General features: G+C 47.0%; 11 protein-coding genes, 5 tRNA genes and 1 pseudogene. 3 read left to right on the top strand and 14 right to left on the bottom strand.

The features are described 5' to 3' along the window. The first annotated feature begins 65 nt into the window (after positions 1-65). Positions 66-587, top strand: coding sequence for a gluconokinase (locus B853_RS00150; protein ID WP_010444873.1), 522 nt, complete (start codon positions 66-68; stop codon positions 585-587). Continuing rightward, complete coding sequence (gene edd, locus B853_RS00145) at positions 584-2,380, top strand: phosphogluconate dehydratase (RefSeq protein ID WP_038887261.1); 1,797 nt, start codon at positions 584-586, stop codon at positions 2,378-2,380. The genes B853_RS00150 and edd overlap by 4 nt, the downstream gene beginning before the upstream one ends. Positions 2,381-2,678: 298 nt before the next feature. Here the strand turns inward: edd and B853_RS00140 are convergent. The 9 genes and pseudogenes from B853_RS00140 to B853_RS00100 all read right to left on the bottom strand — a co-directional run bounded on the left by B853_RS00140 (position 2,679) and on the right by B853_RS00100 (position 12,248). Then, positions 2,679-3,010, bottom strand: a pseudogene (locus tag B853_RS00140) (SMR family transporter). A gap of 2 nt (positions 3,011-3,012) precedes the next feature. Continuing rightward, complete coding sequence (locus B853_RS00135; protein WP_038887259.1) at positions 3,013-3,390, bottom strand: SMR family transporter; 378 nt, start codon at positions 3,388-3,390, stop codon at positions 3,013-3,015. A gap of 203 nt (positions 3,391-3,593) precedes the next feature. Then, on the bottom strand, positions 3,594-4,520 hold the full coding sequence (locus B853_RS00130) for a LysR family transcriptional regulator (protein ID WP_038887258.1): 927 nt from the start codon (positions 4,518-4,520) through the stop codon (positions 3,594-3,596). Between the two features lie 54 nt (positions 4,521-4,574). Next, the gene (locus B853_RS00125) at positions 4,575-5,582 is read right to left on the bottom strand and encodes a substrate-binding domain-containing protein (protein WP_038887256.1); all 1,008 of its coding nucleotides are present in this window, start codon (positions 5,580-5,582) and stop codon (positions 4,575-4,577) included. 133 nt (positions 5,583-5,715) lie between these two features. Beyond that, positions 5,716-6,642: an SPOR domain-containing protein gene (locus B853_RS00120; protein ID WP_038887254.1), complete on the bottom strand. Its 927-nt coding sequence runs from the start codon at positions 6,640-6,642 to the stop codon at positions 5,716-5,718. 148 nt (positions 6,643-6,790) lie between these two features. Continuing rightward, on the bottom strand, positions 6,791-7,747 hold the full coding sequence (locus B853_RS00115; RefSeq protein ID WP_038869936.1) for an ABC transporter permease: 957 nt from the start codon (positions 7,745-7,747) through the stop codon (positions 6,791-6,793). Positions 7,748-7,749: 2 nt separating this feature from the next. Continuing rightward, the gene (locus B853_RS00110) at positions 7,750-8,727 is read right to left on the bottom strand and encodes an ABC transporter permease (protein WP_010444857.1); all 978 of its coding nucleotides are present in this window, start codon (positions 8,725-8,727) and stop codon (positions 7,750-7,752) included. A 146-nt stretch (positions 8,728-8,873) separates the two neighbouring features. Beyond that, positions 8,874-10,427: an ABC transporter substrate-binding protein gene (locus B853_RS00105; protein ID WP_038887253.1), complete on the bottom strand. Its 1,554-nt coding sequence runs from the start codon at positions 10,425-10,427 to the stop codon at positions 8,874-8,876. Positions 10,428-10,532: 105 nt separating this feature from the next. Continuing rightward, complete coding sequence (locus B853_RS00100) at positions 10,533-12,248, bottom strand: ABC transporter ATP-binding protein (protein WP_005434636.1); 1,716 nt, start codon at positions 12,246-12,248, stop codon at positions 10,533-10,535. Between the two features lie 686 nt (positions 12,249-12,934). On the opposite strand from B853_RS00100, the gene B853_RS00090 reads away from it, so the two are divergent. Further along, entirely contained in the window at positions 12,935-13,660 is a 726-nt protein-coding gene (locus tag B853_RS00090) for an HAD family hydrolase (RefSeq protein ID WP_038887251.1), read from the top strand. A 337-nt stretch (positions 13,661-13,997) separates the two neighbouring features. On the opposite strand, the gene B853_RS00085 is transcribed toward B853_RS00090, so the two are convergent. The 5 genes from B853_RS00085 to B853_RS00065 form a co-directional block, all read right to left on the bottom strand. Continuing rightward, a tRNA-Pro gene (locus B853_RS00085) sits at positions 13,998-14,074 on the bottom strand. Positions 14,075-14,138: 64 nt separating this feature from the next. Beyond that, positions 14,139-14,214: transfer RNA gene (locus B853_RS00080), tRNA-His, on the bottom strand. Between the two features lie 47 nt (positions 14,215-14,261). Next, a tRNA-Pro gene (locus B853_RS00075) sits at positions 14,262-14,338 on the bottom strand. Positions 14,339-14,414: 76 nt separating this feature from the next. After that, positions 14,415-14,490 (bottom strand) — tRNA-His (locus B853_RS00070). Between the two features lie 33 nt (positions 14,491-14,523). Then, positions 14,524-14,600: transfer RNA gene (locus tag B853_RS00065), tRNA-Arg, on the bottom strand. Between the last annotated feature and the right edge of the window lie 73 nt (positions 14,601-14,673).

Raw genomic sequence — 14,673 nt, 5'->3', positions numbered from 1 at the left:
AAACCCATATTTTAAAGTGAATTCAAAAATTGAGATCACGCGCAAATTTGTTATGAGGATAAGTTATGGCTGGTAGTAGTGTCGTCGTTATGGGCGTTTGTGCGAGTGGCAAAACCACAATTGGTGAGCACTTGGCGAAAAAGCTGGGACGTAAATTCATTGATGGTGATGATCTTCACCCACGAGCAAACATTCAGAAGATGGCATCAGGTCAGCCTCTGAACGACGACGACCGCAAACCTTGGCTAGAACGTATCCGTGACGCTGCTTATAGCTTAGAAAGCAAAAACGAGCACGGCATTATTGTCTGTTCGGCACTAAAAAAGATTTATCGTGACCAAATCCGCGAAGGCAACGAGAACGTAAGCTTCCTCTTCCTAGACGGCAGCAAAGAACTGATCCTTGAGCGCATGCGTGCTCGCCAAGGTCACTTCATGAAAGAGAACATGGTCAACAGCCAATTTGAAACGCTAGAGCGCCCAGAAGATGAGCCTCGCACCATTTTCGTCAGCATTGATGCAACCATCGAAGAAGTCGTATCGAACGCAGCGGAACTCATCCTAACGCAAGATGAGGCGATGGCATGACTCATCAAGTAATTTTAGATGTTACTCAACGCTTAGTTGAGCGCAGCCAAGAAGCGCGTGCGGCGTTTCTTGCTCGCACCGAAGTCCAAGCCGAAACAGGTAAAGGTCGTGTCGGTCTGTCTTGCGGTAACTTGGCTCACGCTGTTGCAGCATCCTGTTCGTCTGAAAAGAAAAATATTCTGGATTTGACTCATTCCAATGTGGCGCTGATCAGTGCTTACAATGATATGTTGAGTGCCCACCAGCCGTACCAACACTACCCTGATCAAATCAAGCAAGTACTGTCTGGTTATGGTCACACAGCGCAAGTTGCAGGCTGTGTTCCGGCAATGTGTGATGGCGTGACTCAAGGTCAAGCTGGTATGGATATGTCACTGTTTTCTCGTGACTTAATTGCTCAATCGACAGCACTTTCACTGAGCCACAATGTGTTCGATGCGACCTTGCTGCTAGGTATCTGCGACAAAATCGCACCGGGACAACTGATGGGCGCGCTGTCTTACGCACATCTACCAACGGCGTTTGTGCCAGCAGGTTTGATGGCAACAGGCATTAGCAATGAAGAGAAAGTAGACGTTCGCCAAAAATACGCGGCGGGCGAAGTAGGTAAAGACGCACTGCTTGATATGGAGTGTCGTGCTTACCACTCGGCGGGGACGTGTACCTTCTACGGAACCGCAAATACTAACCAACTAGTGTTTGAAGCCATGGGTTTGATGCTGCCAGGTTCAGCATTTATCCATCCACATACTGAGTTACGTAAGGCGCTGACTGATCACGCGGCTCTGAAAATCGCGGCAATGAATGCAGGTTCAGCCAATTTCCGTCCATTGTCTGAAGTTGTCACAGAAAAGAGCCTCATCAACGGCATTATCGCGCTGTTGGCATCGGGCGGCAGCACCAACCACACTATCCACATGTTGGCAGTGGCGCGTGCTGCAGGTTTGATTCTGACATGGCAAGACATCAGTGACCTGTCTGAAGTGGTGCCACTGTTGGCGCGTGTTTACCCGAACGGTCCAGCAGACATGAACGCGTTCCAAGAAGCGGGCGGCGTACCTGCTCTATTGCATCGTTTGGACGAGTCTGGCTTGCTTCATCGTGACGTGAAACCAGTATTCGGCGAATTCAAAGACCAAATGACGCTACCTGCGCTAGTCGACGGAAAACTAACTTGGACACCATGTGGTGGCAGCCAAGACGGCGAAGTGATTGCTGCGCCAACGCAAGCTTTCCAAAACACCGGTGGTACTCGCGTACTTCACGGTAACTTGGGTAAAGCCGTGGTGAAAGTATCTGCGGTAAAAGAAGATCAGCGCATCATCGAAGCGCCAGCGATCGTATTCCAATGCCAACACGAAGTGGAAGCGGCATACAAACGCGGTGAGCTAAACCAAGATTGCATCGTGGTCGTGACGCACAATGGTCCTGCAGCGAACGGCATGCCAGAGCTGCATAAACTGATGCCAATTCTCGGCAACGTGCAGAAAGCGGGCTTTAAAGTCGCGCTAGTGACGGACGGTCGACTATCTGGTGCATCGGGTAAGATTCCATCAGCAATCCACGTATCTCCAGAAGCGATTCGTGGCGGCGCGATTGGCTTGGTGCGCAATGGCGACATCATCCGCGTTGATTGCCAAACTGGCGAACTGAATAACCTAAGCGACGTTACGGGTCGGGAACTGTTAGAGGTGGATACTGAAGCCAAGCAACAGACTTGGGGGCGTGGTTTCTTTAGCGTGATTCGTCAAAGCGTTTCGAGCGCAGAAGAAGGCGCAAGCTTTATTGTTTAAGACGGAGAGAAAGATCCCGTCATTCCGACGAGCTTAGGCGAGATCAGGAATCTAATATCAGAGTGCTGTGAAGCGAGAGGAAAGATCTCTGCCACAGCACTTTTTGTTGGTAGATTCTGAATCACGCTCGTCTCTCGCTGTTCAGAATGACGAGCCTAGGCGAGATCAGGAATCTACTATCAAAGTGCTGTGAAGCGAGAGGAAATACCTCTGCCACAGCACTTTTTGTTGGCAGATTCTGAATCATGCTCGTACCTCGCTGTTCAGAATGACGAGCTTTGGGATTCAGCAAACGACATCAAGCCGTCTTCATCACCACAACCGCCGCAATCACAACAAAGATACCAAACCAGCCAATCGGCTTAAGCTTTTGTTTGAACAGCAAAGCACCACCAATCGCGGTACCTAAGATACCTATCGCCCCCCCCAAGAGGCGTAAGCGATAGCAAGATCGATCTCTTTTACGGCTTGGGCAAGTAAGGTAAATGCCGCCATCACTAGCACTATTGCGATAACGCCCCAACCTTTGTGCTCAAAGCCTTTCGAGCGAGTCAGCGCCATGTTCGCCATGATATCGACTAACGCCGCCAACACCACAAATCCAAATGAAACGGTAAAGAATTGGCTCATGATTAACACCTCGCATTCGATGAGTGCGGCAACTCAGCTTTTTGTTGAGGCTGACCGTGTGATTCGCCGAGCGTCACACACATAATACCAACCACCGCCAGCGCTAACCCAAGCAACTGCTGTGTGCTTAAATTGGCATCAAACAAAACGATAGAAACGAGAGTAATCAAGGCAATACCTACGCCTTCCCATGTCGCGTACGCCACACCGATGGAAATTTTCTTTGCCGCAATTGATAAGAAATAATAAGAAATGGCGATCAGAACATACATCACCAAATAGCCTTCCCATGCGTTACTTTCACCGATAAATGACATGGTACTGGTACCGGCAACTTCAGCAACGATGGCGAGCAATAAAAATAGACGTGCAATAAGCATGGTTCATCCTCCCCAGAAATTAAAAAACTGCATAACGGAGAATGGTGAATGCCTTTCAATGATCAGACACTCAAAGAATTGATAAGATAAAAAGAGCCGCTTCTCCTGACTATTTGTAGTCAGATTAGCCCTTCTTCAGCGAAACAGACAGGTAATTGAGATATTCATTTTTGAATATCTTTAGGGATTGTTTGTCTATGAGATCACGTTAATGGTGTATTGAGGGTTTGTTGGACCACTTGATGCAAATGACGATGCAATGGATGGTTACGATACGTCTGCAAATAACCACCCGAGACAACAAATTGGCTGAATTCGCGGTTTACCATCGGCATTGGATAAGAGGCGAGTTCATGCATCAAATGCGCAGTGCTTTGGCTGGCGTACATAATGGCATCAGTCTCAAGCAGCATTTGGCAAGCAACACGCAAATTGTAGGACTTGAGCAGTACCACAGGTTCGTAACCCATGCGACGATATTCCGATTCCACTGTACACAGCGGATTGTATGACGCAGGCCCAGGTAGCGATACCAGCGGCAATTTCGACACCGTTCCCCAGTCATTACTGACTTGCGACAATGTTGGATGGTCTTTACGCGCCAAAATCACGCGCTTCTCGACAAACAGAGGGCGCATGTAGATGTCTTTCGACAATTCAGTTTCTTGATCGAGAATACAGTAGTCGTGTTCGCCCTCTAACATCTCATCTTGGGAATAGATGTTCCAACTTGAGAAAGCAAACGAGGCTTGAGGAAACGCCTGATGGCAGCCGCGCAGAAGGCGTTGACCTTGTTCGTCCATCAGATATGGATCCGTCACAATCGCAATCTGACCTTGGTAGTCGAGTGGATCAAATTCAGAGAACTCCTGCACTACTTTTTCTAGTGGAGACAGCATGTTATCAAACTCCGCCGCTAAGCGAATCGCCATTGGGGATGGCTCTACCCCATGGGCTTTACGCACAAACAGCGGATCATCAAACACGTCTTTGAGTTTCATCACCCCACGACTGGCGCTGGGTTGCGAAATGCCAAGCTGCATCGCCGCCAACTTGATGCTGCGATTTTCTACCACGGCTTTAAGTAAGCGCATTAAATTAAGATCTAACGCATCAAGTTGATGTGGCATGCCCGTGTCCTTATCAGAAACGAATGATGAAAAATAGACGTGAGTCAGAGTGAGTTAGACGCTCTCGCCTGCGGTTATTTGATAGCCCATATCGACAATGGTATCAGCTTGCTCCTCACCCTTGAGGCGTGATATCAGCAGTTCAGCACTCTTCTCTCCGATTGCAAAACGCGGCGTATCGACACTGGTTAACTTGGGACTAATGGCTTGACCGATATCTAATGCGTTATAGCCAACAATGGCAAGTTGCTCTGGTACTTTGATATTAAGTTGCTGTGCATTTAATAAAGTACCGATTGCGATATCATCATTGGTACAAAATACACCGTCCAGATCTGGATAGGTATTTAAAGCGCGTTCTAGTAGATCAGATGCCAAAGAGAAACTTGAGTGTTCGCCAGTTAATATATGCTTGGGCTCTAAACCTGCTTCTGTCATCGCACGATCATAACCTTTCATACGTAGCTTGGTACGCGTATCTAGGCGAGCTCCGAAGTAGACTATCGTACGTTTTCCCGACTCCAACATACGCTTCACCACGTTGTAAGCCGCATCTTCATGATCCAACCCCACTGCCATATCAATCGGGTATTCTGGCAATTCCATCGTTTCCACTACTGGTATGCCTGCATTCTTGATCATCTGCAACGTGCGCTGAGTATGATGGCTTTCCGTCAGGATTAAACCGTCGACTTGGTAAGAAAGCAAAGAGGCAATCTTGCGCTCTTCTTCCAATTCATCATAGCTAAAGTGTGCAAGGAGGGTTTCGTAGCCATTGGCTTTGGTGACTGTTTCAATGCCCTGAACAAAAGACGCAAAAATTTGGTTGGACAATGAAGGCAGCAAGATGCCGATCGCTTTACTGGAAGACTTCGACAACATCGCTGGCGCTCGGTTCTCGATGTAACCCATCTCTTCAATTGCCGCAGCAATCTTCACCCGTGTTTTTTCTGCCACGGAGTCAGGGTTACGCATATAACGCGAGACCGTCATTTTAGTTACGCCAACTTTATCTGCGACATCCTGTAGCGTCGTTCGTGCTTTCTTATTCTGTTGAGCCATAAATATCTCAATTATCAGTAATGTTACATGTAACATTATGCCCAGTCAGTCAAACTTGAACAAGCAGCACTGTTCTTTTATGCAAGCTAGTAAGTAATAAGCCTCGCATTGCGAGGCTTATTACGGGACTGCGTTATTTGACGCACATGACATTGAGTAGTGATATGCCTGTTAATGGGTTCGGCTCACGATCGGCGAATAATCCCAATCGATTTTCTCCCCAATAAGGCAGTTGCAGAGGCCATTCATTCTTTTCCATCACTCCAGAATCACGTAAAGCTTTGAACTCAGATGAAGATACTAAGCCCATCCCTAACTCGCCACATACTTGTTGTGAGCTTGCATAACTCAAGCGATTCCATGGCTTGCCATATTCCATGTAAAACTGATTTCCTGCATCAAGCAAGTAAGGTACGACGTAAGTTTTACCTTGTAAGATGGCCTTCAATCGCACTTCAACATTGTTGCTGACACTCACAGGTTCTGCTGGCTTCACTTTTGCAGAAGGGGTTGCCTCCGGCACGTTTACAGCAGCCGGCTTTGGCTCGAACGCAGAGGTATTCTTAGCCACTGGCTTCGGCTTGCTTACGCTCTTAGTCTTCTTCACTGGCTCAGAGATGTTTGCTCCCACCACACGAATAAAGGCTTCTTTATAACCAGATACGGTCCTAACTTGGGCTAAATCTGTGCTCGCTTGCTCAAAACTTTTGTACGGGCCAATCAAACAGCGGAACCCTTTGTCTTCCGGCTTCATCCAAACATCAGTACTGATTTTGTTATAGAGTGGCTTAGCTTTGGCTAACGGCATTTTTTTAGGTAACAAACCGCATTGAACCCAAAATAAATTGCCTCCTTGCGGCACTTTCTTTCCCCATACTCCCTTCCCAATAGGACAAGTCTTATCCAGAACAGGCAACTCTTGGTGACTCGCTTGTGTCGCCTGGCACAGGAATTCTTGTGCACTCACCGTCTCTGCGAACGGCGCGCAGGCTAGCAGTAAAGCTAAGCTCAAAGTTGGATGGGCGATACGTGATGGCTTAAGCGCCTTCTTCATTTCCATACGCTTCACTCTAATAAGGTTTAGTGATGAAATTATCGCGACAAAGCGTCAATAAAACATGAATGATAAAACAACAAGCAAAAAAAGAGCCGGATTTTCATCCAGCTCGTATTTTATACTCAACTTGTTGTTTTCTTAACTACTGAGATCAACCTTTATAAATTTTTGGGTTGAATACATCACGTAACCAGTCACCCAAGAGATTGATCACCAATACTAGCGTTACTAGTACGATACCTGGGAAGGCAGTAATCCACCAAGCACCTGAGAAGATGTAGTTAAAACCGATGCTGATCAACGCACCCAATGACGGCTGGTCGACTGGCAGCCCCAGACCTAGGAATGACAGCGCTGCTTCCGACATGATTGCGTTTGCTACCTGCACCGTCGAGATAACCAAGATTGGCGATAGACAGTTCGGTAGGATATGGCGGAACATGATGCGAGGTGCTTTAAAGCCCATAACACGCGCCGCTTCGACGTATTCTTTCTTCTTCTCTGCCAGTACCGAAGCACGAATGGTTCGTGCGTATTGCGGCCATTCTGCCACACCAATAATCACCACCAGCATGACTACTGCATATTGGCTGTAGAAATCACTACCAAAACTGGCTTTGAAGATTGCCGAGACGATGATCGCTACCATCATGGTCGAGAACGATAACTGTACGTCTGCAAAGCGCATCAAGAAGCTATCAATACGGCCGCCGAAGTAACCCGCAGACAAACCAATGATGATGCCCAGTACCAACTGAAGACCAACTGCAAGAAAGCCGATAGTCAGAGACAAGCGAGAGCCGTAAAGAATGGTCGATAAAATATCGCGGCCTTGCTCATCGGTACCTAACACAAAGCGCTCATCGCCATCTTCCATCCAAGACGGTGGCAACTCAGAATCCATGATGTCGATAGACGTCAGATCGTACGGGTCTGTCGGAGCAAGTACAGGGGCAGCAATCGCCAACACCAAAAACACCATAAATACGGTGAAGCTGGCCATCGCGACTTTATCGCGCTTAAAGTAGTACAAGAAATCCGAGTTTTTAAAACGTTGCCACGCAGAAGGTACAGCTTCAGGAGCGGCCGTTACATTTGATTGGCTCATGATTAAGCTCCTTTTCCAGTTAGGTTCACTGTTGGGTTGATGATGCCGTACAGCAAATCAACAATGGTATTGGTTACCACGAAAATCAGACCAACAAAGATAACGTAAGCAGTGATCAACGGTGTATCTACACGGTTGATTGCCTCAAGGAAAAGAAAGCCCGTACCCGGCCATTGGAACACGGTTTCAGTCAGGATGGTGTAAGCCACCATGGTACCAATCTGCACACCACCAACCGTCAGAACTGGTAGCATGGTGTTCTTAAGTGCATGTTGGTAATAAATTTTGTTTAAGTTCAGGCCTTTTGCTTTGGCGAACTTGATGTATTCAGAGCTCAGCACTTCCAACATTTCTGAACGGACCAAACGGATGAACAACGGCAACATGATCGAAGCCAGTGCCACACAAGGTAGAATCAAGTGCTTGATGCCATCAATGGTAAAGAAGCCTGATTCCCAACCGAGAACATTAGCCGTTTCACCCCGACCGTAGGAAGGTAGCCAACCGAGCTCTATGGAGAAGACGTACATCAGCATGATCGCAGTTAAGAACACCGGAATCGAGATACCGACACTACTCATCGCCATAACGAATTTAGTAAAGATACTCTTCGGATGAATCGCAGAGTACACCCCAAGCGGAATCGATAAAAAAACAATAATCAGCGTCGCACCAAATACGAGCTCTAATGTTGCCACCAGCTTGTCGAGAATCACCTCAACTGCAGGTCGCTTGAAGAAGTAAGATGTACCTAAATCACCTTGTAGCGCATTGCCCACAAAGCGAGTGTACTTTGTGATAAAGGGATCGTTCAGGCCCAATTCATCACGCAGCGCTTGGCGCTCCGATTCTGAAACCGACTGACCTACAAGCTCACGCAGCGGGTCACCCAGGTTATCCTGAATGGCAAACGCCACCAAACTGATCACAAACATCACTATCAGTGCCTGAAACAGGCGCTTGACCAGAAACGAAAACATTCCTTGCCCCTTAACTATCCATAGATCTCTATTCAGAGAGAAAATTCAGTCTGTAAAACCAACTCAGTCCGACTGAAACAAAACTGAGTCGAGTGCTTTAAGTTGAGGAGGGACACCTATCCCTCCTCAAAATCGACTAACCGTGATTATTCAACCACTAGGTCACCGAAGTAAGGCATTACCATTGGGTTCACGATGTCTGCCGCTTTCACGTTAGACTTCGCGCCCCACGCTTCACTTTGCCAGTGTAGCGGTACGAATGCTGCATCGTTGTATAGCGTCGCTTCTACACCTTTCAGCATTTCAGCACGTTTCGCAGGATCCGTTTCTACGTTTGCCGCTTCAACCACTTTGTCCATTTCTGGGTTTGAGTAGTAACCACAGTTGTACTGACCACGGCCCGTTTCTTCGTTACGAGTCATGGTTAGGAACTCGTTGAAGTTCGCTGAATCTTCCGTATCTGAGTGCCAACCAATCATCAACATGTCTGCCGCACACTTGTCGAACTCAGGCCAGTATTGCGCTTTAGGCATAGTCTTCAGATCAACCTTGATGCCGATCTTAGACAGCATTGCTGCCGCCGCTTGCGCAACTTTCGCATCGTTCACATAACGGTTGTTTGGCGCCATCATGGTCAGCGTAAAGCCTTTCTCATAACCCGCTTCTTTCATCAGCTGTTTCGCTTTCTTCAGATCGTAGCGAGGAACCAATTTGTCATCGTGACCTACATAACCAGCAGGGCTCTGTTGACCAGCTGCCGTTGCGAAGCCTTTCATAATCTTCTTCACGATGCCTTCGTTATTGATTGCGTGAACAATCGCTTGGCGAACGCGAACATCTTTCAGTGCTTCATTGCTGTTTTGGTTCATTTGGAATGTGATGATACGCGTACCTGGTAGCGTCACTAAGTCGATGCCGTCTGCATCTTTCACACGTTTGTGATCGTTTGGTGCTACTGGATGAATCATGTCAACGCCGCCAGAAAGCAGTGCTGCTACACGAGTCGCGTCTTCTTTGATTGGTACAAGCGTTAGCTTATCAACGTTACCTTTCGACGCTTTATCCCAGTAATCTTTAAAGCGTTCGAATTCCACTTTTACGCCCTGCTCACGTGAAGTCACAATGAATGGACCCGTACCAGATACGTTAGTCGATGCAAATGAGTTACCGTGCTTAACTAGCTCAGACTTATCTTTTCCGTCTGCCGTCTGACCTGAGTAGAATTTGCTGTCCATTGGGAAAATGTACGTAGCGGTTTGTAGCACTAGTGGGTATGGCCCCTTAGTTACTAGATCAAACGTAAAATCATCCACCTTCACGATTTTCTCGTACGGGTCGAAGATCGCTTTGAAGTCTGGAGAGCTTTGTAGACGCTCAAAAGTCCACACTACATCATCTGCTGTTAGAGCATTGCCTGAGTGGAACTTAACACCTTGGCGAAGCTTGAAACGTACCGTTGTATCGTTCACACGCTCCCAGCTTTCTGCTAGACGAGGTTCAAAATCCATTTCTTGAGTGAAACGAACTAGTGGGTCAAATACCATGTGTGACATTTGCAGCGTACCGCCTGATAGCTGCTCATGCGGGTCTAGCGATACTGGGTCAGCGGCGTAGCCAACTTTGATATCTGCTGCCAATGCGTTAAAGCTTAGACCTGCTGCCATTAGCGCCACTGCTAATTTGCTTTTCATGGTTTTCATTTGCATAACTCCTTCATGCGGGAATTCGAATCCCTTGTTGTGTTTGCGTCTTTGTTATGACTAAGGTTTGTTGACCTTGATGGTCAGCCAAGCGAAAAACTTGGTTTATGCCGTTTTGATCTCTTCTCTCAAACCTGTGAACTCAGGCATCAGAGAAATCAGTTTCTTACTGTATTCATGCTGAGGAGCAGTAAATAGCTGCTCGGTTGGCGCTACTTCCAGTAGCGTCCCCATCTGCATCACACCCACTCGGTCACACATCTGACGAATCACAGGTAAATCGTGACTAATAAACAGCATGGTAAGGTTGAGCTCACTTTGCAGATCTTTCAGCAAGTTTAGAATCTGTGCCTGTACCGATACATCTAGCGCTGATGTCGGTTCGTCACAAATCAGTAGTCGAGGACGGGTCGCCAGTGCACGCGCAATTGAGATACGCTGACGCTGACCACCGGAGAATTCATGAGGGTATTTCACACCCGCCATTTTGCCCAAACCTACGTGATCAAGTAGGTCATTCACAATCTGACGCGTTTCCGCTTCATTCTTAGTGAGCTTATGGAAACGAATTGGCTCCGCGATGATGTCGAAAATCTTCATACGCGGGTTCATTGAGGTGTATGGGTTTTGGAAGACCATCTGCATTTGACGACGCAGCGGACGACGCGCTTTTTCTGATTTCAGTGCAGTTAGGTCAATGCCTTCAAAACTTACTTGTCCTGAGTTTGGTTCGTACAAACCGGCAATCACACGTGCAATGGTCGATTTACCTGAGCCAGATTCACCCACCAAGCCAAACGTCTCGCCTTCGTGCACTTCAAAGCTGACATTGTTCGAGGCCTGCACGTATTCGCGGCGGCTTTCAAACAACGAATCTTTGGTCACAAAGCGAAGATTCACGTTCTTCACGTCCAATAGAGGACCCGTGTACTCACGCTGATCTTGGCTTTGACCTAGCCAGTGGTTCTTAATGTCCAGTTCTTGTAGCTCTGTCGCTTCTTCGATATAGCTTACCAACGGGAAGCGATCGAGTTTGATATCAGAACGAGGAACGGCTGAAATTAGGCTGCGTGTGTATGGGTGATCAGGATCGCCCAATACCTTAGCGGTTGGACCAAACTCCACCAAATCACCGCGATACATAACCGCAACACGGTCAGTCACGTTTGAAACCACACCCATGTCGTGCGTCACCAACATACAACCGACGTTGTTCTTGATACACAGTTCGCGGATAAGGTTTAGGATTTGGTCTTGGATTGATACGTCGAGTGCCGTGGTTGGTTCATCGGCGATGATCAAATCTGGCTCCCCAGCCAATGCGATAGCAATAACCACACGCTGACGCATACCGCCAGAGAATTGGTGTGGGTACTGTTTTAGGCGGTTTTCCGGTTGAGGAATGCCAACCTGCTGCATGAGAGAAAGCGCGCGTTGATACGCCTCTTCATCCGACACCTTCATATTGGCGTGGATGGTCTCTTTCAGTTGCTGCTCAACCGTAAATAGAGGGTTAAGCGAGGTCATTGGGTCCTGAAAGATAAAGCCAATCTTAGAGCCGCGAACCTTACGCATCGCTTCCGGTGTTAAGCCAGAAATTTTCTCCCCATCAAGGTACACGTCGCCACTAGCAACGCGTCCCGGGGGACTAAGCAAATCAATAACGGCGTTACCAACGGTGGATTTACCCGCACCTGATTCGCCAACAACACCCACTATCTCGCCACGATCAATATGAAAGGAAAGCGACTTCACGGCCGCATGGACACCGTGACGGGATGGATATTCAATACGAAGGTTTTTCACCTCTAATAGTGACATTTCAGACCTCTACTGCCTTGTCTGTGGTATTAAATCGCGCCATAAAAGCGCCATTCATCACCTGAATGAATCCGTTCAAATTCAGAATAATACTCTGAAATCTTAATGCGGAGACAATTTGGCAAAAATTACACAAAAAAGCAACAATTAAAGTATATTCCGCCGAAAAAACATTAATTACACGCACAATGAGCGAATAGAAATGCATTAACAAGTATTTAACCATTTTCATACCACACCATTTTTGTGCGCCACGCACCATTAAAAACAGAAAAATGCTCTAAATTTACGCATAAACTCACTATTGATAGTATCCCTATTATTCACGTGTCATCATTAACATTTACCAAACAATATTCCGTTCTTATTAGGACTTTTCGACATAAAATGTTACTAACAAAATAGTCTGCATACATAAAAAGCCAAAATTCACTCACCAACGGTAAGGCTAAAACGTGAGCAGTTTTGCAAAACACATGAAATATGCCATCGAACTTAAGTTATGCGTCTGTTATGCGGTTTTGTGATTAAAGCAATTTTGTTGCTGTCAGAAATTCGGAGTGACCTACCTAATTCAAGGTAAAAAATCACAAGTTGAAGCGGTAATTTTGCGCATTCCCCTGTCATTTTGGATGAGATAAGAGATAATCAAACTTCAACGCAGAGTAGTGAATAAAGGAGCCCTTGTGCTTAAAGCGATTTTTTTTGATATGGACGAAACTTTATGTGGCACATCCCAAGCCGATAAAGTGGCAGGACAAGAGTTTGCTGATTGGATAGCTCGAACATACCCACAAGTCGCCGATTCAACTGCCTTTGTTCAGCGCTACTTGCAAGGCGTATACAAAAAGCTCAATGACGAATTTCCTCAGCTGATTGCTCTATTACCAGATGAAAATGCTTTCCGCTGTGGTTTAATTCAAACCATCCTGGCAGAGCAAGGTATCGAGATCGACGGAGAACAAGCGCAGCAGGCACAGAGCTTCTTCGACTCAGCTCGAATGGGCGCTTTTACCTTCTTCCCTGGCGTGAAGGAGATGCTGACCGAGCTTCGCCAGCACTACAATTTAGTGGTGATCACCAACGGGCCAATCTTCTCCCAGCATCCAAAGCTCAAAGCGACGCAGATGCACGAATGGGTGGATCACATCATCGTGGGTGGCGAAGAGCCCGAAGAGAAGCCTGCTGCAAGTATCTTCCACAAAGCACTCAACCTTGTTGATGCGAAACCAGAAGAAGCGATTCATATTGGTGATTCTCTACCAGCCGATATTGCGGGAGCCAACAACATGGGCATTCTGAGTGTGTGGGTTAACGAGGCAGGCACAGCGAATCCAACCGATATAAAACCAAGCTATGAAGTGAAAGAGACGGTTGAGCTCAAAGAAATTCTAAAAACGCTCGCTCAATAAAGCGCTCAACTCAAGAAATAAAAAGCCCCAGCCATCGTGCTAGGGTTTCTTTTATCAGCTCGAAAAGCATTTGGATCATGGGTTGTCAAAAGCTCCCAGAGCTGTACATTTGTGGTGACTTTGAAATGGAATGCAGATTTTTGAGGGTGGGAAATGCAAAAAGCCCCAGTCTTTCAACTGAGGCTTTAAATCGTAGTCGGTGAAGAGCCATATTCTAACTTCAGGCAAAACCCCACTTGGGTTCAAATCCATTGAAATACCGCCGACTTATCTAGTCCAAGCGAGATAATAAGCTCTAAAACGACGAAAGCCTGCTAAAAAGCAGGCTTTCTAATAGTGGTCGGTGAAGAGGGATTCGAACCCCCGACCCTCTGGTCCCAAACCAGATGCGCTACCAAGCTGCGCTATTCACCGAACTGTATTTGCTGATTCTCTCAAATCAGACTGGATACTTCAACTAAGAAGTCACCTAAATTAATGGGGTGGCTAACGAGATTCGAACTCGCGACCACCGGAATCACAATCCAGGGCTCTACCAACTGAGCTATAGCCACCATCAATTTTGCTGTTTACCGCTCTATTATAGCCATAAACTAAATAGTGGTCGGTGAAGAGGGATTCGAACCCCCGACCCTCTGGTCCCAAACCAGATGCGCTACCAAGCTGCGCTATTCACCGACGAATTTTGTTTCGACTCTTGGGATATCTGAATCAAAACTGGAAACTTCATTAATTTAATGAGTTACCTAAATAATGGGGTGGCTAACGAGATTCGAACTCGCGACCACCGGAATCACAATCCAGGGCTCTACCAACTGAGCTATAGCCACCACTATTTTGTGCCGTTAATTTGTATTCCGGAATGGCACGCCCGAAAGGATTCGAACCTTCGACCTTTGGCTCCGGAGGCCAACGCTCTATCCAACTGAGCTACGGGCGCATGCCCCATCGGCGGAGAGGAATAATACGGATATCACACTATGCCGTCTAGTACTTTTTTTACTTTTTTTCTC

The sequence above is a fragment of the Vibrio rotiferianus CAIM 577 = LMG 21460 genome, from assembly GCF_002741985.1.
GTDB classification, from domain to species: domain Bacteria; phylum Pseudomonadota; class Gammaproteobacteria; order Enterobacterales; family Vibrionaceae; genus Vibrio; species Vibrio rotiferianus.
This window is presented reverse-complemented; position numbering and strand designations above follow the sequence as displayed.